Source organism: Anaerobacillus alkalidiazotrophicus (assembly GCF_001866055.1).
The window spans coordinates 216,220-240,912 of sequence record NZ_MLQS01000031.1 but is presented as its reverse complement, the minus strand read 5'-3'; the positions used below and the strand labels follow the sequence as shown (position 1 = coordinate 240,912).

At 34.3% G+C, this 24,693-nt stretch carries 22 protein-coding genes; all 22 read right to left on the bottom strand.

Going from position 1 to position 24,693, the window contains the following annotated elements; genetic code table 11:
* Positions 1–73: 73 nt before the first annotated feature.
* Positions 74–1,663: a DEAD/DEAH box helicase gene (locus BKP45_RS20295; protein ID WP_071390968.1), complete on the bottom strand. Its 1,590-nt coding sequence runs from the start codon at positions 1,661–1,663 to the stop codon at positions 74–76.
* Positions 1,660–2,913, bottom strand: coding sequence for a competence/damage-inducible protein A (locus BKP45_RS20290; RefSeq protein WP_071390967.1), 1,254 nt, complete (start codon positions 2,911–2,913; stop codon positions 1,660–1,662). The genes BKP45_RS20295 and BKP45_RS20290 overlap by 4 nt, the downstream gene beginning before the upstream one ends.
* Positions 2,914–2,927: 14 nt before the next feature.
* On the bottom strand, positions 2,928–3,506 hold the full coding sequence (gene pgsA / locus BKP45_RS20285) for a CDP-diacylglycerol--glycerol-3-phosphate 3-phosphatidyltransferase (RefSeq protein ID WP_071309698.1): 579 nt from the start codon (positions 3,504–3,506) through the stop codon (positions 2,928–2,930).
* A gap of 249 nt (positions 3,507–3,755) precedes the next feature.
* Complete coding sequence (locus BKP45_RS20280; RefSeq protein ID WP_071390966.1) at positions 3,756–4,250, bottom strand: YajQ family cyclic di-GMP-binding protein; 495 nt, start codon at positions 4,248–4,250, stop codon at positions 3,756–3,758.
* 477 nt (positions 4,251–4,727) lie between these two features.
* Positions 4,728–5,612: a helix-turn-helix domain-containing protein gene (locus BKP45_RS20275; RefSeq protein WP_084788087.1), complete on the bottom strand. Its 885-nt coding sequence runs from the start codon at positions 5,610–5,612 to the stop codon at positions 4,728–4,730.
* Positions 5,613–5,623: 11 nt separating this feature from the next.
* Positions 5,624–6,397, bottom strand: a complete 774-nt coding sequence (locus BKP45_RS20270) for a DUF3388 domain-containing protein (protein ID WP_071390965.1) — start codon at positions 6,395–6,397, stop codon at positions 5,624–5,626.
* A gap of 247 nt (positions 6,398–6,644) precedes the next feature.
* The gene (locus BKP45_RS20265; RefSeq protein ID WP_071390964.1) at positions 6,645–6,890 is read right to left on the bottom strand and encodes a DUF3243 domain-containing protein; all 246 of its coding nucleotides are present in this window, start codon (positions 6,888–6,890) and stop codon (positions 6,645–6,647) included.
* Positions 6,891–6,979: 89 nt separating this feature from the next.
* The gene (gene ymfI / locus BKP45_RS20260) at positions 6,980–7,693 is read right to left on the bottom strand and encodes an elongation factor P 5-aminopentanone reductase (RefSeq protein WP_071390963.1); all 714 of its coding nucleotides are present in this window, start codon (positions 7,691–7,693) and stop codon (positions 6,980–6,982) included.
* A 25-nt stretch (positions 7,694–7,718) separates the two neighbouring features.
* Positions 7,719–9,002 (bottom strand): EF-P 5-aminopentanol modification-associated protein YfmH, encoded by a 1,284-nt coding sequence (gene yfmH, locus BKP45_RS20255; protein ID WP_071390962.1) that lies wholly within the window; start codon positions 9,000–9,002, stop codon positions 7,719–7,721.
* Positions 9,003–10,262 carry an EF-P 5-aminopentanol modification-associated protein YfmF gene (yfmF, locus tag BKP45_RS20250; protein WP_071391049.1) on the bottom strand — a complete coding sequence of 420 codons (1,260 nt, stop codon included), beginning with the start codon at positions 10,260–10,262 and terminating at the stop codon, positions 9,003–9,005.
* Between the two features lie 225 nt (positions 10,263–10,487).
* A complete protein-coding gene (locus BKP45_RS20245) occupies positions 10,488–11,207 on the bottom strand; it encodes a GntR family transcriptional regulator (RefSeq protein WP_071390961.1) in 720 nt (239 codons plus the stop codon).
* A 119-nt stretch (positions 11,208–11,326) separates the two neighbouring features.
* Positions 11,327–13,669 (bottom strand): DNA translocase FtsK, encoded by a 2,343-nt coding sequence (locus BKP45_RS20240; RefSeq protein WP_071390960.1) that lies wholly within the window; start codon positions 13,667–13,669, stop codon positions 11,327–11,329.
* Between the two features lie 178 nt (positions 13,670–13,847).
* Entirely contained in the window at positions 13,848–14,060 is a 213-nt protein-coding gene (locus tag BKP45_RS20235) for a YlzJ-like family protein (protein WP_071390959.1), read from the bottom strand.
* Complete coding sequence (locus BKP45_RS20230; protein ID WP_071390958.1) at positions 14,057–14,791, bottom strand: ClpP family protease; 735 nt, start codon at positions 14,789–14,791, stop codon at positions 14,057–14,059. Before BKP45_RS20230 ends, BKP45_RS20235 begins: the two co-directional genes overlap by 4 nt.
* Positions 14,792–15,162: 371 nt before the next feature.
* Positions 15,163–16,848, bottom strand: a complete 1,686-nt coding sequence (locus BKP45_RS20225) for a ribonuclease J (protein WP_071390957.1) — start codon at positions 16,846–16,848, stop codon at positions 15,163–15,165.
* Positions 16,849–17,128: 280 nt separating this feature from the next.
* The gene (gene dapA / locus BKP45_RS20220) at positions 17,129–18,013 is read right to left on the bottom strand and encodes a 4-hydroxy-tetrahydrodipicolinate synthase (protein ID WP_071390956.1); all 885 of its coding nucleotides are present in this window, start codon (positions 18,011–18,013) and stop codon (positions 17,129–17,131) included.
* Between the two features lie 246 nt (positions 18,014–18,259).
* Positions 18,260–19,480, bottom strand: a complete 1,221-nt coding sequence (gene dapG / locus BKP45_RS20215) for an aspartate kinase (RefSeq protein ID WP_071390955.1) — start codon at positions 19,478–19,480, stop codon at positions 18,260–18,262.
* Between the two features lie 211 nt (positions 19,481–19,691).
* Positions 19,692–20,735, bottom strand: a complete 1,044-nt coding sequence (gene asd / locus BKP45_RS20210) for an aspartate-semialdehyde dehydrogenase (protein WP_071391048.1) — start codon at positions 20,733–20,735, stop codon at positions 19,692–19,694.
* A 324-nt stretch (positions 20,736–21,059) separates the two neighbouring features.
* A complete protein-coding gene (locus BKP45_RS20205) occupies positions 21,060–21,656 on the bottom strand; it encodes a dipicolinate synthase subunit B (protein WP_071309712.1) in 597 nt (198 codons plus the stop codon).
* Positions 21,653–22,555 carry a dipicolinic acid synthetase subunit A gene (gene dpaA / locus BKP45_RS20200; RefSeq protein WP_071390954.1) on the bottom strand — a complete coding sequence of 301 codons (903 nt, stop codon included), beginning with the start codon at positions 22,553–22,555 and terminating at the stop codon, positions 21,653–21,655. The genes BKP45_RS20205 and dpaA overlap by 4 nt, the downstream gene beginning before the upstream one ends.
* Positions 22,556–22,865: 310 nt before the next feature.
* Entirely contained in the window at positions 22,866–23,105 is a 240-nt protein-coding gene (locus BKP45_RS20195) for a YlmC/YmxH family sporulation protein (protein ID WP_071309714.1), read from the bottom strand.
* A 337-nt stretch (positions 23,106–23,442) separates the two neighbouring features.
* Entirely contained in the window at positions 23,443–24,678 is a 1,236-nt protein-coding gene (locus tag BKP45_RS20190; RefSeq protein WP_071390953.1) for a M16 family metallopeptidase, read from the bottom strand.
* Between the last annotated feature and the right edge of the window lie 15 nt (positions 24,679–24,693).

Sequence of the window (24,693 nt, the reverse complement as noted above, 5' to 3'; positions counted from 1 at the left end):
AACGATAAGCAAAACTTTCAATCATTTTAATACGAGGATACAACCTAATAATTATAGTTGAGCTTTTTTTATATTAAAATTTCTTTTCTCTTTTTGGACGTGGTTTTGCCGGCTCAAGATTAACTCGAATTCCATTTAATCTTGAATAGCGAAGTGCTTCATAGACAAACGGTGCACTATCTTCTGGGACCTCTACAAAGGTGAAATTTTCAAAGATATCAATTCTTCCTATTGATTTTGGTAAAATTCCTACTAGTTCAGCAATTTCATCGACAATAATTTTAGGTGTTAGTTGAACATTTCTACCTACATTAATAAAAAAGCGAACCATGCCTTTCGCTGCGCCTGTATCACCAAAGTTATAGCTATCATCTTCAACATTAAATTCACGATGGAAAGCTATATTCATAAGCGCGTTAACAACTTTTTCAGGTGGATATTCAGAAAGCATATCCTTAACTATAGAATCAAAAAATGTAGGCTGATCATTTGTCTCAATGATTTTAACTACTTGTTGTTTCCATGATTCTTGTTGTTTTTCTACAACATCCTCAATCGTAGGAATTTCTTGAGAAGGTAATGTCATTTTAATTTCCATTTCAATAGAGCGCAAATGTTTCATTTCCCTTGGAGTGACTAAAGTTAATGCTAGACCTTTCCTCCCCGCACGACCGGTACGCCCAATACGATGCACATAACTTTCAGGATCTTGCGGAATGTCATAGTTAATAACATGAGTCACATTATCCACATCAATACCACGTGCCGCAACATCTGTAGCAATTAAAAACTCAATGGTAGAATCACGGAATTTCTTCATGACACTATCTCGTTGCATTTGGGTTAAATCGCCATGAAGACCGTCCGCCATATATCCGCGTGCTTGTAGAGCTTCTGCAAGTTCAGCAACACCCTTTTTTGTACGACAAAAAATAATCCCAAGATCAATTTCTTCACTATCAATAATTCGACAAAGAGACTCTAATTTATTCTTTTCTAATACTTTAAAATAAACTTGGTTAATAGATGGTGCTGTTACGTCCCCTTTGCTAATAGAAACAACTTTAGGTTGATTCATATACTTACGAGACAATTTCATAATCTCATTTGGCATTGTTGCAGAAAAAAGCAACGTTTGACGTTCGTGATTTACCTCTTTTAAAATAGATTCAATATCCTCAACAAACCCCATATCGAGCATTTCATCTGCTTCATCTAAAACGACAGTATGAACTCTTTCAAGTTTCAACGTTTTACGACGTAAATGATCTAGAACTCGGCCAGGAGTCCCAATAACAACATGTACGCCTTGCTTTAAAGCACGAATTTGGTGACCAATCGATTGTCCACCGTAGATTGGTAATGTTCGTGTACGTTTAAACTTAGATAATTTTTGAAGTTCACCAGCAACCTGGATGGCCAATTCTCGTGTTGGAGTTAAAATAATTGCTTGCACATATGGTGCACTCGTAACTTTGTTTAATAACGGGATCCCAAATGCTGCTGTCTTTCCTGTGCCTGTTTGTGCTTGTCCAATGACATCCCCACCTTCTAATATGACAGGAATTACTTTTTCTTGAATTGGAGAAGGAGCTTCAAAGCCCATCTCCTTAATTGCTTTTTTTATATCACCTGAAATTTGAAAATCGTCAAAATACATCATTTTATATTGCCACCTTTAGAAAAATGTTTCATTAATGAATATAAACCATATTTAACAGACCTACTCTGAATTTGCTCTCTAGAGCCAGCAAGCTTTAATGGATAAACAATTGTTTTTTTACCTATCACAGAAATTCCAATATAAACTGTCCCTACCTCTTTATTTTCAAGTTTGTTAGGACCTGCTACACCGGTAAAGCTAATTCCTATAGTTGCGCCTGTAAGATCCTTTACATTATCAGCTAGAGCTTTCGCACACTCACTACTCACTGCACCAAATTCATTAATAATTTCATCTGGCACCTTGAGAATAGATTGTTTACTATCATTGCTATAGCAAACAATCCCCCCCTTAAAAATGGTTGAAGCTCCGCTTACTTTAGTTATTTCAGAAGAAAAAAGACCACCAGTTAAGCTTTCGGCAGAAGCAATCGTTATCCCCTCGTCTTTGAGCTGTTTTATTACTTCTTTTAATAAGGAGGTGTCATCATAACCGTAAAAAAACTCACCTACTCTAGCTAATATTTTCCCTTCTATTTCATCTAAGAGAGCTGCACCTTCTTTTTCATTCTCATACTTCACAGTTAAGCGAATCGTCACTTCTCCATCCTTAGCTAGAGGTGCAATTGTCGGATTAGTTTGATTATCAATTAAATCTAAAAGTTCAGTTTCAAGTTGAGATTCACCGATATCAAAAAAATTTAATACGCGCGAACTAATTTTCGTAGTTTTTTCGAGCTGTGAAACAAGGAAGGAAAGCCCATAATTTATAAACATCGGCTCCATTTCCTTAGGCGGTCCCGGTAAAAGGACATAAGAAACACCATTTTCTTTTAAAGCCATTCCTGGTGCCATTCCATGATCATTTGGCAGGATGGTACATCCTGAAATAACTAAAGCCTGTTTTCGATTATTTTCTGACATTACTCGGTTACGCCGTTTAAAATATTCTTCAATATTAATTAAAGCTTCTTTATCAGTTATTAAAGAACGTCCGACGCACTCAGCAATCGTTTCTTTTGTAAGGTCATCTTTTGTTGGACCAAGCCCACCAGTAACAACAATTAAATTAGAGCGTTTTTGAGCTTGAGTAATAATTTCTATTAAGCGAGCACGATTATCGCCAACAACACTATGATGATAAACATTCACTCCAATATTAGCTAATTGTTTAGAGAGAAATTGTGCATTGGTATTTGAAATTTGCCCTAACAAGAGTTCAGAACCAATAGCTATGATTTCTGCATTCAAAGCCAACACCCCGATTACTTAGATTTAAGGACAATGTGTTTATTTTTGACAAAATAATCCCAGCCCGAAATAATAGTTAAAATAGTAGCAATCCATACAACAATTGTCGTAAAAGGAAAACCAATTAACTCAAAAGGTAAGTTGTGAAGCATTAACGCTGAAACAGCAATAATCTGAAACACCGTTTTCCATTTTCCTAAATTGCTTGCAGCTATTACTTGTCCTTCAGCTGCTGCAACAAGCCTGATTCCAGTAACAGCAAACTCGCGGCTAATAATAACTATTGCAATCCAAGCTGGTAATAACAATAATTCCACTAATGCAATTAGTGCTGCAGTCATTAACAATTTGTCAGCTAATGGATCTAAAAACTTCCCGAAATTTGTAACTAAGTTATATTTCCTTGCATAATAACCGTCTAACCAATCTGTACTAGCTGCAATAATGAAAAGTAAAGCACCAATGAAATGTGCTATAGGCAATTCAAAGCTCATGATAAGAAAGTGACCTAGATCGATAGGAGCCAGGAAAAAAATCATAAATAAGGGAATAAGAATTATTCTTGAAATAGTAATTTTATTTGGTATATTCACAAGTACCCTCCCTATTAGAAAAGCGTAAGTGCCAATCAACTATTGAATCGGTAGTGTGCTAGCAACATCCATTCACACCACTCGAATCAGATTAAGTAAAACTTCGAAAACACATGAAGTCTATACCACACCTTGAGTCTTTATAAACGCATCACAAAATGGAAGGCAATCTGCCTTCACTTTTTGTGAATGTTTTCATCTGTAACTTTCCTAATTAAAATAATAATTAATCTTCATATGTAGTTAAAATCATCTCATATTTACAAATTGTACAGGAAAATCCAAATCCAATTGTTTTACTAGTTGGATAATGGATTGAAGATCGTCAATGTTTTTTGCAGTAACCCGTATCTGCTCATTTTGTATTTGAGCTTTAACTTTTAATTTAGAATCACGAATTGCTATTGTAATTTTCTTTGCTCTGTCAGAACTAATTCCTGCTACAAGCGATATTACTTGTCTTACTGTTCCTCCAGAAGCTTTTTCAATTTTACCAAAATCCATTGCTTTTTGAGATATGTCTCGTTTTATAAATTTTGTTTTTAAGATATCGATGACACTTTCTAATTTATAATCATCGTCTGAAATAATCGTTATTTGATTATCTCCTGTTCGTTCAATATTACTTTTAGAACCTTTAAAATCATAACGGTTTTTAATTTCTTTTAACGCTTGTACAATTGCATTATCAACTTCTTGCATATTTACCTCTGATACAATGTCAAAAAAATGTTCCTTTGCCATATACTTCATCCTTTCTAAAAAAAACAAATTTTATTAACAGATAGTGTAAGCTAATTGTTTTGTTCCTATTATTGTATTTCTTCCCGTAGCGATAGAATTACTTTGTTCTAATAATTCTAACCATTGGCGTTAAAAAATTTAGATCTACCAACCCTATATTTAACTAGAAATTTGTATCAATATAAAGCTAACTGTTTACACCGAAAAAAAAGTATTTGTTTTAAACGATTCTTTTTTGTACAAGCATAGAATTAATTTTAACATATTACACCACCAATGTGTAATCTTACTCTAAAAACTATTAAGTGGAATTTAACAAATTACTTAAGGTTCATTTACTTCTAAAGCATAAATTAATATTCTATACTATAAAGCTGAACTTCAATCAGTGGGGGCCTTACTTGCCCCTTAAGTGTGGGATAAATTCGTTTAGTCAATACAAAAAGAGTCATATTTGATGACTCTTTTTACATGTCACTATTGTTCACTTTCTTCTTGAAAATGAAATGTTACTTTCTGATGAGCGATATTGAGCGGGAACTCAAAAGGTTCATCGTTAATAAATAGTTTTACATTGTTGGATGCACCAAAGTTAAAATGAATAGATTCCTCTTCTGAAAAGTCAAATGATAACACTTTCCCACTATCTTCAATAGAAGCATGAAATGTCTTCCCTTTAAGATTATCAATTTCTATATAACTTTTTCCATCAAGTTCAATTTCAACCTTGAATTCATCTGCATTAAGTAACTGATAAATGGTTTCTTTTCCCTTTGTTTCAACAAAAACAAGTTCTTGCTCTGGCAACTCTTCTTCTACGTCTTCTATTTCTTCTACCTCAATTAATTGAGTTTCTTCTTCATCTTCATCCTCTTCTTCCGGCTTAAGTGCTTCTTCATCTTTTCCACCATCAACAGTTTCCTGACCTATATCCGTAGGAACCACTTCATCAATTGCTGTGTTTTTTTGAAGGAAATACCAGAAACCAATTAATATTGAAATAATGAAAACTACAGCTACAACAGAAGGTAATACTGCTAAAAATCTACGAGTTTTTTTCGTACTTCCGTTTTTTTTAGATTGAACTCTTGGTGGAATTTCAGTTACTTGTTTACTGGAGGCTGGGAGTTCATTTGCATGCTCTTCAAAAAGCATTTCAGGGTCAATACCAACAGCTTCTGAATAGCTTTTCACGAAAGCTCTGGCATAAAAATTCCCTGGCAACAAATGTAAGTTGCCTTCCTCAATAGCTTGTAAGTAACGTTTTTGGATTTTTGTCATCTCTTGGAGCTGTTCCAACGTTAAATTCTTTTCTACCCTTGCATTCTTAAGTCGCATTCCTAATTCTGACAATGCTAACACCTACCAACTCTTTAACTTATATCAAATGAAGAAAACCCTGGGTCAATAGCTTCATATGTTATTTTTTCTTCGTGATTGTTCCTTAACTCTATTATGTAGTCAAAATCATCTAGTGTATACTCTGTCTCTCTAACAAAAATATCTGGATGCTCAATGACCTTGTTTGAACATAAGCGCATTACTTCATTAACTAATAATCGATGTCTTTCTGTAGCACGCATTGTTGTAACGATCCCATCAATAATATAAATATTATTCTCTGAAAGTTCGTCATCAGCTAATTGACTCCTAATGGTCTGCCTAAGTAAGGTCGATGAAATAAATGACCATCGCTTATTAGCACAAACACTTGCTGCAACAATGGATTCTGTCTTTCCGACTCGAGGCATTCCTCTAATACCTATTAGTTTATGACCTTCCTTCTTAAAAAGTTCAGCCATGAAATCAACTAGTATTCCTAGTTCATCACGAACAAAGCGAAAAATCTTCTTTTCATCTCCATCTCTTTCTATATATCGACCGTGTCTTACCGCTAACCTATCCCTAAGTTTAGGTTCTCTTACTTTCGTTATTGAAATATTATCCATCGTATTTAAAATTTTAGTAAGTCGTTCAATTTGATCATTATCTTCGCTACGAATTAACATCCCTCTTCTCATATGATCGACACCATTTATCGTAATAATATTTATCGATAACATTCCAAGTAATGATGCGATATCACCTAATAATCCTGGACGATTTTTATGTATTTGGTATTCTAAGTACCATTCTTTTTTTGACATAGTTCAACTCCTTTCCCCAAAGTAATGGAAAATAAATAGTAAGAACTGATAATTTACTACATAAGCATTAATCAAATACACAAAAAATCTTCAGAGTATCTTTTTTATATCATAATTCATTTTTTTGCTGAATGAAAGTCATATTTATATGTTTATTGACTTAAATATTAAAGTAGATCATTATTTACCATTTTTTTATGAAAATAGGTGTTGCATCCAAGCAACACCTAACTCTTTTAAACATATATTAACTTTTAACTAATTTAACCATCATATTAGCAATTGCGTGCTGTTCCTCTTCTGAAGCAACATTCCAAAGATCTGCTAACACTCGTTCTTGATCGTTTTTAGGTTCAACTTGCTTTGCTAAGTATTCTCCAACTTGATAAGCAACATCATTAATTACTCGATCATTCATACCTTCTTGTTGAGCTTGTTGCAAACGATCTCCTAAGAAATCTTTCCATTGGTCCCAATTATCTAATACAGACATTTTTGTCCCTCCTTAGTTTGTATTCAATGTTATTTTGTCAAAAGAGAAACAAAAATATACAAGTATCATTTTGTGTGGGATAAATAAAGCTAATGCCAAGCGCCGTTTATTCCAATTATTTGACCATTTATATACGAGGCTTTTTCTGAACTTAGGAATGTAACTAGATCAGCCACTTCCGTTGCATTACCTAACCTACCCATAGGTATTTCATTACAAAGTTCGTCTATATCTTCCTTACTAAACTCATCTAGCATTTTTGTTGAAATAGCTCCGGGAGCAACCCCATTTACTCTTATTCCACTAGGAGCCACTTCTTTAGCGAGAGCTTTTACAAACGTATTTAATCCACCTTTAACTGTCGAATATAACACTTCGCATGAAGCACCAGTTATACCCCAGATAGAAGAAATTGCAACTATTTTTCCACTTTTATTATTTATCATAGAAGGTAATAGTGCTTTAGTAAGTAAGAAAGGGCTCGTTATATTAAGAAATACCATAGCTTCGACCTCTTGATCTGTCATATCCGTCATTAAACCAACATAGCTTTTTCCACTGTTTAACACAAGACAATCTATTGGAGTATGAATGGCATCCACTATTTGCATTACTCCTTCTTTCGTGGATAAATCAGCTTTTACTTTCCAGACCTCTACGTTTTTTATCTCCGTTATTAATTCATCAATACTTTGTTCATTTTCATGATAATGTAAGTATAATTGATACCCTTCCTTGGCGAAACTGCGAGCTATTTCTTTGCCGATTCCACCACTAGCACCTGTTATTAAAGCAAACTTCACTGTTCTCCTCATACCTTTTTTATTTTTATTTTGGAAGCACTTGGCAAACCGTAAACATTTCTAAATCAAAATGCTCTTTCATTGTCTGTTCAAGTTGTTGAATCGATAGTCCTTCTAATGTTTCAACGACATTAAACAAGTTCATGTTATTGAATTGATATCTTGTAAATTGATTAGCTATAAATTCTGGTGAATTTAGCGATCTCATGAATGCACCAATTTTTTTCTTTATACTCCGACGAAAAACTTCTTCATCTAAAGGTGTAGATAAAAATGATTGTATCATTTCTTGGAGGCGACTCACTAACATATCTGGATCTTTCGTATCACCACCAATAATTGAAAACCCAAAACCTTTTTCTGCTGAATAGTCAAATGAAAAAGAATCGTCAATTAACCCTTCATTATATAGTTCCTCATAATTATTAGAACTCTGTCCTAGCATAATATCCAAAATTATATTAATAGAAAGTTCATGCTTTAACAATTCTTCCCCTTGTCTGTTAGGATTCTTTTCTTTAAAGCCAACTAAACATTTTGGTGTATGAACTGACATCTTCAAAGTTTCTTTCTTTTTTGCTACTGCAGCTGGTTCATCATCAAAAATTCTCTTTATATTTTCCATTTCTTTAAAGTTTTTTTTCGATTGATTAGCTTGAACTAATTCAATTGTTTCATTTGGGTCAATAGGCCCGATAACAAATAAAACCATGTTCTTTGGATGATAGAACGTTTCGTAACATTGATATAATAGATCTTTCGTAATTTTATCAATCGATGGTATTGTTCCGGCTATGTCAATTTTTACTGGGTGATTTTTGTACATATTTTCAATGACACCAAAATAAACCCTCCAGTCTGGGTTATCATCGTACATCGTTATTTCTTGGCCGATAATTCCCTTCTCCTTTTCTACACTTTCTTCAGTAAAGTACGGGTGTTGTACAAAATCAAGGAGTGTTTCAATATTTTTATCTACATCGGATGTGCTAGAAAACAAATAGGCCGTTCTTGTAAAGCTTGTAAATGCATTTGCAGATGCTCCTTGTTTACTGAACAGTTGAAAGACATCACCTTCTTCGTCCTCAAACATCTTGTGCTCTAAAAAGTGAGCTATACCATCAGGTACTTTTAATGGCTCACTCTCACCAAGAGGAATAAAGTGGTTATCAATTGAACCATACTTCGTAGTAAACGTAGCATATGTTTTATTAAAACCTTGTTTTGGTACAATATACACTTCTAATCCGTTTTCTAATGTTTCGTGATATAAGGTTTCATTCAGTTGCTCAAAATCAATTTTTTCCATCTAACTAGCCCCCTTTCCTTTTAGGAAATAAATTGTATCTAGCTGTATTTTTTTTCCTACATTTATAATGTCATCTCTCGTGACATTTTCAATACCGTTTAACCATTCATCAATTGTTCTTGATTTAGCCCCTACAGCATTGTGATATAGTAATTCAACAAAGCCTTTTGCTACATCAACAGTCTCAAGCAGTTGATTTTTAATTACTGCCTTAGTTTGTTTTATTTCTTCATCAGTAAAGTCACCACTCTGCATACTTTTCAGTTGCTCTTTTATTATTGTGACTGCTTGGTCATAGTTCTTAAATTCAATTCCAGACATAACCATTAATATTCCTTTATGACTTTCAAACCTAGAAGAAGCATAATAAGCTAGACTTGCTTTTTCACGTACGTTAATAAAAAGTTTCGAATGAGAAAATCCGCCAAATAATCCGTTAAACATTTGCATTGCAAAATAATCATCGTCTTGATAAGTGGTATTTGTGCGAAAGCCAATATGTAGCTTTCCTTGCTTAACATCTTGTTCCTCAATTACTACATGTTCTTTTTCTATTTCTTTTTTGCTATTAGCAACCTTATTTTGTCCTTGCTTACCATTATTGGTAAATGTGAAATATTTACTTACCAACTCTTGGATGTTTTCACTTTTTACATCACCAACAACATATAAATCAAACCCATCGTTTGAAAGCATGGAAGTGTACTGGTGATAAAGATCCTCAGGATTTACATCGTCAATTTCATCTTCATAACCCCACACATTTATCCCATAAGGTTCTTCTTTACACATCTCTTCAGTAACACGCATATTTGCATAGCGAATTTTATCATCAAAAATAGACTGTATCCTCTGTTTTAAATTTCGCTTTTCATTTGCAACAATTGTACTTTGAAATACTCCTGACTCTTTAACTGGTTTAAGAAGAATTTCTGCCAATAACTTAAGAGCTTCCTCTAATAACGGGGTTTTATCTTTTAAATAGTTTTCATTGACCACATCCATACGAAACGATAATATATGATTTTCTCCCTTTTTACTTACATCTGCTGTGAGGGTAGCTCCATAAATTTCATCTAAATTACTTCTAATTTCTTGTCTAGAAGAAAAGTTTTCTGTACCACTTTGTAGTACATATGGAAGTAGCGTTCGTTTCGTAACGGTTTCTTTTGTGAGTGGTGCCTTAATATGTAATACAATTGTATTTGTTTTATATTGCTTTGTTTCAATTACATGAAGGTCTAGGCCATTAGCCTTCATATCTTTCACCTTTGAAGTCGTATCCAACAATTCCTCACTCCTTGTATTCCAGCTTATTAGTAAATCTAATTCTTATTATAACCGATAAAAAAAGGAAAAATGTTAAAAAGAGATCCATATAGGATCTCTATTTTATAGTTTATCCTTCTTGAAGAGGTGATATGACCCAACTAGAAGGTTCCCTTATAATTTTATGTTAGTATCTTAAGAAATATAAAGAAAATGTTATACTCGCTTTCTTAGCACATGAAATATAAATTGATCCGCCCGAAAATAGTTAATAGAGTAAAGGATTGGTCGTTCTTGATCATCGTAGTGCATTTGTCTTAAGACGAGTAATGCTGTTTGGGGTCCACATCGTAAAATTTCTGAAACTTCTTCATGGTACCCTATTGGTTCGATTTGTGTTATAGCGTAGGAAATCGATGTCCCTTCTTTTTCTAACCTTTCAAAAATGGATTGTTCATAAGAAGATTCGCGATTTCGTAAGTAAACTTTAGGAATTTTATCTAAACAATAAACCACAGGATCGTCATTTGCTGTACGAACCCGTTTGACAATCCTGACTTCATCAAGATCTTCTATCTGGAACTTTTCAATATCATCTTCGGTCGCTGTAACTAATTCAGACGATACGAATATAGTACCTGGTTTTTTATTTCCACGTTTTATCATATCAGTAATACTAAATAACTCCTCTATACCAGATGAAAATATTGGCTTACTACAAATAAACGTTCCAACTCCATGACGCCTAGTAATAACATTTTCATCCTCAAGGATTCTTAGCGCTTCACGTAATGTAGCCCTACTTACACCTAACTGTTTTGATAATTCAAACTCAGAAGGTAAACGTTCACCAGCTTCATAGATCCCTTCTTCTATATCATTTTTAATTTTATCGATAACTTGTAAATATAATGGTCGATGATCAGACTTAATCACATACTTCCCTCCACTACCTATTTCAATTCCATAATTGTGTAAACTTATTTTGTGTTAAGAATTTTCACATTTTAGGCTTCGAGACTCTAAACGATCAAGCTTAGAACTAAAGTTATGCTTTACCCAGATGATACATCACTCTCAGTTCTTTTTGAGACAAGAACCTCTCTAGGCTTACTTCCTTCATACGGACCAACAATGCCACGAGCTTCCATTTCGTCAATTAGTCTAGCAGCTCTCGTGTATCCGATTCTAAATCTACGTTGTAACATAGAAACAGAAGCTGTGTTCATTTCAGTAACTAAATCAACAGCAGATTCGTATAAATCATCGCCAACATCCTCTGAGGCTTGATCTTCTTCTTTTGGCATCATATCTTCTTGATATTGGGCTTTTTGTTGGGCGATCACAAAATTAACAATTTTTTCAACTTCATCATCAGAAAGAAAAGCTCCCTGCACACGAACAGGTTTTGATGCTCCAACAGGTAAAAAGAGCATGTCCCCTCTACCTAATAATTTTTCCGCACCACCCATATCAAGGATCGTTCTTGAATCAGTTTGTGAAGAAACCCCAAACGCAATTCTAGATGGGATATTTGCTTTAATAACACCAGTAATAACATCAACTGAAGGTCTTTGTGTCGCAATAATTAAGTGGATACCTGCAGCTCTAGCCATTTGTGCTAGCCTTGTTATACTATCTTCTACATCACTTGAAGCGACCATCATTAGATCAGCTAGCTCGTCTACAATGACAACAATGTACGGCAACGTAGCTTGCTTAGCATCACTAGTTTCATTTTGATTTTTTATTAATGTATTATATCCTTCAATATTTCTTGTGCCTGTATGAGCAAACAACTCATAACGGCGTTCCATTTCATTTACTACTTTTTTCAAAGCTTGTGAAGCCTTTTTAGGTTCCGTAACAACAGGTGCTAATAAGTGAGGAATACCATTATAAACATTTAATTCTACCATTTTAGGGTCTATCATCATTAGTTTTACTTCGTGAGGTTTTGCTCTCATGAGAATACTTACAATAATCCCATTAATACAAACACTTTTACCGCTTCCTGTGGCCCCTGCTACAAGAAGGTGAGGCATTTTATTGAGTTCTGCTAGAACTGGATCACCAGATATATCTCTCCCAAGACCAATTAGTAGTTTTGATGCTTCTATTAATGTGGTTGTAGCATCTAAAACTTCTTTCAGTGTTACAATAGCCACTTCTTGGTTTGGTACTTCAATACCAATTGCAGATTTACCTGGAATTGGAGCTTCAATACGTATATCTTTAGCTGCTAAGGCTAATGCCAAATCGTCAGCAAGATTTACAATTTTACTTACCTTTACACCTATATTAGGATAAACTTCATACTTCGTAACCGCAGGTCCTAAATGAACTTTAGAAACTTTCGCTTTAACACCAAAGCTTTCTAGCGTTTGTTCAAGTTTTTTTGCATTTGCAGAAATATGTTGTCTTTCTAGGAATTGATTATTTTTCTTTGGATTTTGTAATAACTCCAAAGATGGCACCAAGTAATTTTCATTTGTCTCTACAGATACAATAAGTGCTTCTTTAGATACACCAGTATTATGTACTTCAACCTCTTTTTCGGCCGTTTCTTCTTCTGAACTCATTGGATGACTATTATTCTCTGTTTTATCTGAGTCAGTTTCATACGCTCTTTTTGAAAAGTCATAAATAATTGGTTCAGGTTGTGGTTTTTGGTCATTTCCATCCTCTTGATTACTTACTCCTGTAACAATCACTGGTGATTTTTCTGTTTGTTTCTGCTTTTTTTCTTCCCATTTATTATGAAATTGCTGCTTTACATTTATTAAATATGTTTTTATTTTATTAGTTATTGTGGAAAAAGTTGTTCCGAAATAAGTAAGAAAATTTAATATTATATCAGTAAATGATTTTCCAGTTATTAATATTATCCCTGTAATAATAATAAATAAAGAAAAGACAACAGTACCACTAGCCGCAAATAAAAAGTGAGTGATGGCAAATCCAATAGCACCTACCATACCTCCCCCAAGGTCAGTAATAGATGTATCTCCTTTTACTTGTAACCAATATAATTCCCATGTATTTCGAATAACAGAGCCATCAATAAATTCACCTTGTTTTGAAAAAAGGTCAAACAAGCGAATATGACTTAATAAAACAAATGAAAAAACTAATAAATAAATACCAACTAATCTCCTTGACATAAAGTTAGGAGACTTTCTTTTTATCATTAAATATAATGATATGAAAAATAAACCAATCGTTAATGCTACATGCCACTCACCTAGAAAAAACCTAAATAGGTGAGTAAGTCCTTCCCCGACACTTCCTAAACTAGCAAAGGAAACAGAAGCTAACACTATTAGGAAAAGACCAATTAGTTCAAATGTGAGTTGCTTTTTCCACTCTACTTTTTTTTGTTTTTTTCTTGTAGCCATTGTTTCACCTCTTAATTAAAACTTCTAAAAATTAGGATCAACTAGAATGAAAATCCTACCATAGTCTTTGTAATGTATGAATGAAGAAGCAGCCGATGATACGGCTGCTTCTATGCAATCATTTCTTGAATATGCTTATTATACCATAATCTCAAAAATAAAAACTAGAGAAATGGAGTTAATATAGTGCAATCATCTTCCCAGGTGAATAATTTTCATTCAAAAATGCCATAGGGTCTGTACTAAGTAATCGAACGATCCTAAATTCATGGTTAGAAACTTGTTCAACTATTAACTGCCCTTCTTTAATTTCTATGGTGATTTGTTTCGAAAACACTTCATCCTGATGAGGAAAAATAAATTCCTCTGGCATTGTCGTATAAAGAATCATTGCATAATCTCTCCTCCATCAACATTCCGATTTTGTTCAATTAGTTCGTTAAGCTTCGCTATCGCTTTACCAATACCACCAACCTCATTTATAATTCCATACTTGACGGCATCTGGACCCACTACATTTGTTCCAATATCTCTTGTTAAGTTCCCTTTGGAAAACATTAATTCTTTAAATTTTTCTTCGGTAATTGTAGAATTATTCGTTACAAACTTTATAACTCGTTCTTGCATTTTATCCAAATACTCAAATGTCTGAGGAACACCTATCACTAAGCCAGTTAAACGAACCGGATGAATCGTCATTGTAGCCGTTTCTGCAATATAGCTATAGTTTGAAGCCACTGCTATCGGTACACCAATGGAATGGCCTCCTCCTAATACTAATGTAACTGTAGGTTTTGACATCGTTGAGATCATTTCAGCAATCGCGAGCCCTGCTTCAACGTCCCCACCTACTGTGTTTAATATAACCAACATACCTTCTAGTTTAGGGTTTTGTTCAGCTGCAACGAGCTGGGGAATTATATGTTCGTACTTGGTTGTCTTATTTTGTGGTGGTAATTGCATATGGCCTTCTATCTGACCAATAATTGTAACGACATGTATATTTGATTGTTCCATTTGGGCAACATTTGTTTGTCCTAATTGTTGAATTTTCTCTACAATACCCGATGGTTTTTGTTCCTTTTGTTCGTCTTGCTGTGTATCTGACATGCGATCATTCATTTTTTATCCTCCTCTAAATAAGCCTACTAGTAGTATGAGATTATTTAAGTTATTTATGAATCTGTTTTCATTTAGTAAAAAGAAAGGTGAATTGCACCTCTACAACTAATAATGCACCCCATTACATGACGTCTGTTTTTTTAGTTCAAAAAGAAACAGCTTTGTAACTTCAGATTTTTCCTTATTTTGTTAGAAATTTAAATTACCTTAAAAAAATAAAAACTTGGCAAAATCGCCAAGTTTTTATTTTTTTCAATTCCATCATTAGTAAAAAAACGAGCCACATAAAACATTTAGTTACGAACGTTTCAACCTAACTAAATATGAAATCTTAGGGGCGCGGATCATGAATCATTAAACTAACCATTTTTTTATACTTCCATAATAATTGGTAAAATCATCGGTCTACGGCGAGTTTTCTCATACAGATATCGACTCAAGACATCTCGAACATTACTTTTTAAAGAGGACCATTCGTTTACATTTTCATCCATGCATTTTGCTAATGTTTCTGCGACGAGCTTATTAGCTTCATCAAGTAACTTTTCACTTTCCCTCACATATACAAATCCTCGTGAAATAATATCAGGACCAGAAATAATTCCATTATTTTCTTTGTTTAAGGTAACAACAACTACTAAAATTCCATCATTAGATAAGAGTCGGCGGTCTCTTAAGACGATATTCCCTACATCTCCCACTCCGATACCATCAATCAAAACATTTCCAGAGGTTACTTTCCCACTCGGTTTTCCTTCACCGTTAAAAAATTCGACAACCTCCCCTTTATCAATTAAGAAGATGTTATCATTTTTCACACCACAAGACTTCGCGAGACTTCGATGTGCATACTGCATTTTAAATTCTCCATGAATTGGAATGAAGTACTTTGGTTTCATTAGATTTAACATCAGCTTTAATTCTTCCTGACAACCATGCCCAGTTGTGTGGACATTCTTCTCACCAAAAACAACCTCAGCACCTGTACGATATAATAAATCAACAACTTTTGTTACCGATTTTTCATTCCCTGGGATTGGTGTTGCAGAAATAATGATTGTATCGCTTGGCTTTATAGCGATTTGTTTATGAGCACCTTTAGCCATTCTCGTAAGCGCAGACATAGGTTCGCCTTGACTTCCAGTCGTTAAGATTGTGACTTTGCTATCATCATATTTATTGATATCTTCTTCTTTTATTAGAATATCTTTGTCGATGTGTAAATACCCTAGTTCCGTTGCTATTGAAACGATTTTTACCATACTTCGACCCGACACTACTACTTTGCGATCCATGGCCTTCGATACATTAAATATTTGTTGAATTCTATGAACGTTTGATGCAAATGTAGCGACAATAATTCTACCGCTTGACTGATAAAAAACATCTGCAATTCCTTGTCCAACTACACTTTCGGAAATAGATACTCCTGGCCTTTCAGCATTAGTACTGTCAGAAAGTAGACATAATACCCCTTTTTCACCAATACTAGCCATTTTCCCAATTTCTGCAATTACTCCATCTACTGGGTTTTGATCAAATTTAAAGTCACCCGTATGGACGATTGAGCCTTGTTTTGTTTCGATGCATACGCCAACAGAATCTGGAATACTGTGATTAGTCCTAAAGAATGTGACTGTTGTCGTACCAACTATTAGTTTCGAATTATTGTCAATAAGTCTTAAATCGGCGGATTTTTCTAAACCATTTTCGGACAGCTTTGCTTTAACGATACCTAGAGTCAATTTCGTGCCATAAATCGGCACACTAATCTTCTGTAGTATATATGGAAGAGCACCAATGTGATCTTCATGACCATGTGTCAAAAATATTCCTCTTACACGATCCTCGTTTTCTAACAAATAGGAAATATCAGGTATAACAACATCAATCCCTAACATATCATCGTCAGGAAACATTAATCCTGCATCAACAACTATTAGGTCATTGTCTACCTCTACTACATACATGTTTTTTCCAATTTCCCCTACGCCGCCCAGAGAAAAAACACGTATTTTATCTGAATCTTGCTTTATCAATGTACTTGTTCCTCCCATATTAAATTTTCATCAATAATCAAAATACACTTATTATTTTTTAGACCCGAACTAATCACTTGTTTGTAGTATAACTTATCTTATAATTGGAACACAAGAATATTTATGTAATAGTGGAAAAAATAATTAAACAACAAATTAGGGATTATATATAGCAATTAAATAGCAAACAAAATATGAGGAAAAAAGGAAAGTAAAACGAGAAAAGGAACCATTATATCTACAAAATAATACGGTTCCTTTTTGGAGATGAATTTATGAAAGATTTTTGAAAAGATTTTTATTTCAATACTTTTGCTAAATCTTCTCGCTCAATTTCAGAGAGCGGAACTAGTGGTAAGCGAACACCACCAACATCTATTCCTTTAAGCGCTAATGCTGCTTTAACTGGACATGGATTAGGAGCTTTGAATAATGCTTTAACTAGTGGGAGGAGCTGTTGATGTAGCTTAGCTGCCTCTTTCAGTTGGCCTGAATTAAATGCTGTTATCATTTCCTTAAACTCTTTTCCTACCACATGTGAAGCAACCGAAACGACACCATTTCCCCCTACAGCAAGTAAAGGAAGAGTTAGGCTATCATCTCCACTATACACGAGAAAATCATCAGATGTTCCTGATATGATGGAAGTAACTTGATCTAAATTTCCACTCGCCTCTTTGATAGCGATAATATTATCTATTTTTGATAATTCTACGACTAATTCAGTCGTCATGTTTACAACTGAACGGCTAGGTATATTGTAGAGCATGACTGGTAAAGTAGTGGCATTTGCGATTGTTTTAAAATGTTCATACATACCTTTTTGAGATGGCTTGTTATAATATGGAGCTACAAGCATAACACCATCAACTCCAACACTCTCAGCCTTTTTTGTAAGCTCTATAGAAATAAAGGTATTATTACTCCCTGTCCCTGCAATCACAGGTATTCGACCTGCTACAACTTCAACTGTATGCTCAAATAATGAAACCTTCTCATCAAAACTAAGAGTTGGCGATTCACCAGTCGTACCTGCAACCACTAAACAATCTGTCCCAGTATTGATTAAGTGTTCAATTAACTTAGTCGTTTTTGAAAAATCAACTCGGTTATTATGATCAAAAGGTGTTACCATAGCAGTAATTACATGCCCAAAATTCACGTTATTCAACCCCTTTGTCATTCACATAATTCAAGACTCATAAGAAAAGCACAAGGCGCCCGCCTATCGGCGACAAACACTGGAAGGTCGGCAAGTAGCGGTCTACTCTTTGAGCGCAATTGACGAACTGAAGTGACCGAGCTCATAGGCTGCTTGCGCTAGACAGTTTCCAAATTAGAAATTTTATACTTTTTTACCTTGGCACAAAAACTTCACTACGACGTAGTATTATTCAAAATTTTTTTGATTATCTAAAAATATTTCAGATTAATTTTGATCCAGTTTAAATATTCGGTGCAGCGCATTAACAGCTTTTACCTTATCTTCTTCTTTTACTAATACCCAGATTGTTGTATGTGAGTCTGCCGATTGTAAAATACTGATATTTTCTTCTGCGAGACTGCCGACAATTTTAGCTGTAACCCCAGGAACACCTGTCATCCCAGCACCAATCACAGAAACTTTAGCAAGTTTTCTTGTTACGATAGGTTCATATCCCATACCTCTAAGAAGTTCAATTGCTTTATCTGTATTTTCATCCATAACAGTGTAAACTACACCCATAAGATTAATATTTATAAAATCAACACTAATTCCTTCGTTCGCCATCGCTTTAAAAACTTGCGATTGAAGATTGTAATCTCCATCTTTTGCTAAAACTTTGATTTGTGAAACATTTGAAACATAGGCGATACCAGTAACTAGTCTTTCTTCAACATCCATTCCACCACGTCGCTTATTATCTGAAGTAACTAACGTCCCTTCTAAATCGGAAAAAGTAGAACGAATTTTAATTGGTAGCTTGGCATTCATTGCAATTTCCACCGCACGTGGATGGATGACCTTCGCACCTTGGTAGGCCATATTACAAACCTCATTGTATGTTACAGTATGAATAGATTTTGCTTCAGATACAATCCTAGGGTCTGCAGTCATTAGTCCTTCAACATCTGTAAAAATATCAACCCATTCCGCTTGTACTGCAGCGCCCAGTGCGGTTGCTGAAGTATCACTTCCACCACGCCCTAACGTTGTTAACTCACCGTTAGGAGACATACCTTGAAATCCTGTTACAACAACACAATCATGATTTTCAAGTTTTTCTAATAAATAATCACATTTCATTTCAATAATTTTAGCGTTTGAGAAATCTTCATTAGTTCTAAAGCCTGCTTGCGCTCCAGTCATAGCCATTGTTTTTAATTTTAGACTTCCTAGTAAGTTACAAAAAACGACAGATGATATCAGTTCTCCACAAGACATCAATAGATCTTTCTCACGTTTCGTCACAAATGTTCCGGTCTCATTAGTAATTAAATTAAGGAGTGTATCTGTTGCATATGGATCACCTTTTCGCCCAATGGCTGAGACAACTACTACTACTTTGTATCCTTCTTTAATAGCGGTAAGAACGTGTTGTGCAGCTAATGACCTTGTTTCTTCATTTTTCAATGATGTTCCACCGAATTTTTGAACAATAATTTTCATTTCATAGTACACCTCTTTATAAGAGTATTATCTTTTATGAAAATAGTTTTAAAACTCTATTCAACGTGTTTTATTGGCTTATTGTGTAATAAAAGTAAAGGCTGACTAAAAAGATGAAAGCTCCTAAAGATAAACTACGTTTATCAATCATTGTACTTGATGATGGGCTATCTCACTTTTTACGTCAGCCTTCATTATTTCTTGATTACATTTATTTTAGTAAACCAAGCTTAACTAAGCTTTCAGCAATTTGAACTGAATTCCAAGCTGCTCCTTTTAATAAGTTATCCGAGACAACCCACATATAAAATCCTTTTGAATTATCTAAATCTTGGCGGATTCTACCTATAAATACATCATTTTTTCCAACAGAATTAATAGCCATTGGATAAACTTGATTTTCTGGCTCATCTTCTAAGACTACACCTGGTGCTACTTTTAATAAATCTTTCATTTCGGCAACCGTTAAACCTTCTTTTTCAACTTCTATAAACAGAGATTCAGAATGTCCTGTTTCTACCGGAATTCTTACACATGTAGCCGCTACATGTAAATCTGGCATATCCATGATTTTCTTCGTTTCATTAATCATTTTCATTTCTTCAAATGTAAATCCGTTATCTTCGAATTTATCAATTTGCGGGATAGCATTAAATGCAATTTGATAATGTTTTTTATCACTACCGCACGGTAATATTTCCGGAGTAAATTCTTTTTCTTCTAAAATAGATGCTGTTTGGTCCTTCATTTCCTTAATTGCGTTTGCACCAGCACCACTAACTGCCTGATACGTCGATACAATAACTTTTTTCAAACCATATTTTTTACGAATTGGTTCTAATCCTACAACCATCTGAATAGTTGAGCAATTGGGATTAGCAATAATGCCATTATGGTTATGCAAAGCATCTTCGTTTACTTCAGGAACAACTAGCGGTGTATTAGGGTCCATACGGAATGCACTTGTATTGTCTACACAAATTGCCCCTCTTTTAACTGCTTCTGGTGCTAATGCTTTTGAAATCGAACCCCCAGCACTAAATAAGGCGATTTGTACACCTTCAAAACTTTCAGGTGTAGCTTCTTGAATAACTACTTCTTCACCTTTAAAAATAACTTTTTTCCCTGCTGATCGTTTTGATGAAAGTAATGTTAGTTTTGAGATAGGAAAGTTGCGTTCTTCCAATGTTTTTAACATTTGTTGTCCAACTGCACCAGTTGCTCCAACTACTGCTACGTGAAAACCTGTTTTCATTGCCATAATGATAAGACTCCCTTCTAAATTTAAAAATGTTTTTTAAATTGTTTAAACCTTAGAGCAATACTTTTTTGATTACATATACTATCATTTAAATATATTAATAATAGTATAGGATAGGCCTACTTTTTTAATATTTTTTCACTACTAATGAAAAAATATGGATATATAATAGCGTACTTCAAGAAAAATACGATACTATATAGTAACTAAAGCCTTAGTATTAAATCTAACATCCATACATATGGGTTATATCTTATCATACTCTTCGGCAATTGAAAACGGGTCAACGTGCTTACGCTAAGACTCTCGTAAGATAGATTAAGAATCTTTGTATCTTTCAACAAGAACTGGTTGTACTTGCTTTCCTTTAAGTGCTGCTTCTATAGTATCTTGCAGTGAACTCATTCTAGCTACTAATGAATTCGGTTTTTTAAAAGGATCGTCTTGCCCATATGGTATAAAATAAATATTTTTAGTAGCCATTAATTTCATGATATTCATCCCGTTTAATCCTAGGGCATCATTAGTAGAAATACCTAAAACAACAGGTTTTAAGTTTCTTAATGTCGCTTTAGCAGCCATTAGAACCGGTGAATCTGTAAGAGCGTTAGCTAGCTTACTTGCGGAGTTCCCAGTTAACGGCGCGATTACCATACAATCTAATGGGGTTTTTGGACCAAAAGGTTCTGCTTTTACAATGGTATCTACAATTTCCTCATTTGTAATTTGTTTTATTTGTGCCAACCAATCTGCGCTGTCTCCAAATTTCGTATCCGTTGTCTTTACTACATGCGTAACAAACGGAGTTACCTTTGCTCCAGCATCAACCAATTTTTTCATCTCGGGAAGAACAGCACTATACGTACAGTGTGATCCTGTTAACCCAAAACCTATATGCTTGCCTTTTAATGTCATGATTGATCCTCCTCAATATTGTTTTGTTCTTCAATGAGAAGCTTCGAAAGAACATTTGCGATAATTTGCCCTGCTGTTTTTGGGGCAACAATACCTGGCAGACCTGGTGCAAGCATTGCTTTAATACCTCTTTTTTCTGCATAACGAAAATCTGTACCACCCGGTTTAGATGCTAAATCTATAATGAGTGATCGTGTAGGCATTTTTGAAATTATCTTGGCCGTTAATACCTTAGCAGGAATTGTATTAATACATACATCAGTATTCTCTACTTTCGATTCAAGCTTTGATAACTCTATTGGCTCAAACCCCATTTCATAAATTCGAGCTAATAGATTACTTTGATTTGCAGCCACTTTCACACTTGCACCAAGAGCATGAAATGCCCTTGCGACTGTCATACCTACTCTACCAAAGCCTAATACAACAACGTTAGAACGATGAATAGTAATATCAGTGTTTTGAATAACCATCATTAACGTCCCTTCCATCGTTGGGATGGAATTGTAAATAGCTACATCATTTCTCTCAAATAGTTCTACCAGCTTTCTATCCGCGTCTTTAACAATTTTTTTTAGATATTGATTACTTATTCCAGAAAATACAGTACAATACTCAGGCGTTGCTTTTAAATGATCTACTTTTAAGACAATTTTTTCATTTGAAAAAATTGTTTCAATTTCACCTTCTAAGCTAGTTCCACTAACTGGTAAGACAATTGCTTCAACTGTACGAAAGTCAACATGTTCTAGTTGGACTTTTGTAGCTCCAACAAAACCTTCATCTAACTGATCAAAACCTATTAGTGAAATTTTGGCATCAAGCTCAATCAATTTGCGGATCACTTCAAGCTGTCTAGCATCGCCACCAATAACCGCAACATGTTTCCCTGTTAACATTGTTTCTCCCCTTTCTCACTGTTGTGCGTTTTAAATCGTTACACAGGGGAATACTTCCATATAATTAATTCAAAATCATATTATGTAACATTCACCTATTTGGTGAATGGGAAGGTACTTAACTATTCATTTTATTTTGGATTGTTAAGTCGCGTCGAGAAAAAACAAAAAGTGTCTAAAAGCGCAGTGATACTCTAAAACCAATATGTATGCGCAAAATATAAAAAGACAAAAAGGGTGTGAAATCATCTTCGATTTCACACCCTTTTGTTGCCCTTTATTTTTCAATCTACTTAGTTTATCGTTAACTTTATTTCTTATCTACATCAATTATTATCATATCGGTACCAATTTTAATAATTTGGCGCCAGTGAACAGTTACTTCTTTTTCTTTTTTCCCTAAACCAAACCACTTCATAGAAGGGATGATAAAAGATTCAATTTTCCCAGTTTCCTCATCAATAACAAGATCTGTCTGACCTAAGATACCTAGTCTTTCACCTTTATCATAATCAATAATTTCTTTTCCACTTATCTCACTTAATCTCATAATACTCTCATCCTTCCTTTACTAATAATTCCTTCTATATTATTATCATATTCAAGATATTATTAGAGATAGTACTATTAAAAAACCTTTAGACATCGAATTGTCTAAAGGTTTTTAAGATGAACTCCAACCAATGTAGAATTTCTTCTCCTTCGTTGGGTGTTCCCTAACTATTTAAAAATACAGCTGAACTTCAATCAGTGGGGTTTTCCTTCATCCCCACTGTTGAAAGTTATTCTATATCGGACCTTAAGGGGCAGTTAATCCCCCACCTAAACTTCTCGATTTTCTTAAGTTTTGAGGTGGGGGTCTTCCTGCCCCTTAAGAGTGGGATAAATTAAATCCCTGTCGGTAGTTTCCCTTGTGGGCTTATTAAAGATAACGAATATGGCTGGCTAAAAAGGTTTTTGCTTAGTTTATTTACGTTAGTTATCGATACTCGATTTATTTCATCAATAATTTCATCTAGAGAGCGATGCCTTTTTAGTAGTAACTCATTTTTCCCATTTCTGCTCATACGGCTATTCGTACTTTCTAAACTAAGCATTAAATTACCCTTTAATTGTTCTTTACCTTTGGTTAATTCTTTTTCAGTAATACCTTGACTCTTGATACTGTTTAACGTCTCCATCATCGTGTCAAATAGTTCATCTAATTGATTTGGCGCCGTTCCGCTATAAACTGTTAACATTCCGTTATCATGGTAAGAAGAGTGGTAAGAAAATACAGAATATGCTAACCCTTTTTTCTCCCTTACCTCCTGAAATAATCGACTACTCATACTTCCACCTAAAATATTATTTAATAGCACAAGGCTATAAATATCCTTATGTCCAATTGGGAGACCATCGAACCCTAAGCAAAGGTGCGCTTGTTCTGTTTCTTTTTTCCTAACTAGTTTTTCTGCTAAAAAACTAGGTGTAACGTACTCACGCTCTACACCACTTTTCTCAACATCTTTAAAAATCGCTTCGACTTTTCCAATAAAATCTTCATCAACATTTCCAGCAATGGAAATTACAACATTTTCAGCGGTGTACTGTTGGGACATATAATCTCTTAATGTACGTTCAGAAAAAGATTTTAGCGTTTGTTGTGTACCCAATATTGGATAGCCCAAAGAGTGAGTTCCAAAACTTGCTTGCGCTAACAAATCGTGTACAATATCGTCCGGAGCGTCCTCGTACATCTTAATTTCTTCAAGAACTACATTTTTTTCTTTTTCTAATTCTTTCTCTTCAAAAAGAGAATGAAAGTACATATCAGAAAGTACATCGAGAGCAATACTAGCATGATCGTCTAAAACTTTTGCATAATAGCAAGTATATTCCTTAGATGTAAAAGCATTTACTTGACCACCAATTCCATCAAATGCCTCCGCAATTTCTTTAGCAGAACGTGTTTTTGTACCTTTAAAAAACATATGCTCTAAAAAATGGGATACACCATTATCTTCTGTTGTTTCAAAACGAGAGCCTGTTCCAATCCAAATACCTATTGAAACGGACCTAACCGTTGGTATTTTTTCTAGTACTATTCTTACACCATTGGGAGTTTCAAACTTTTGTATCAATCTTTTTTCCTCCTA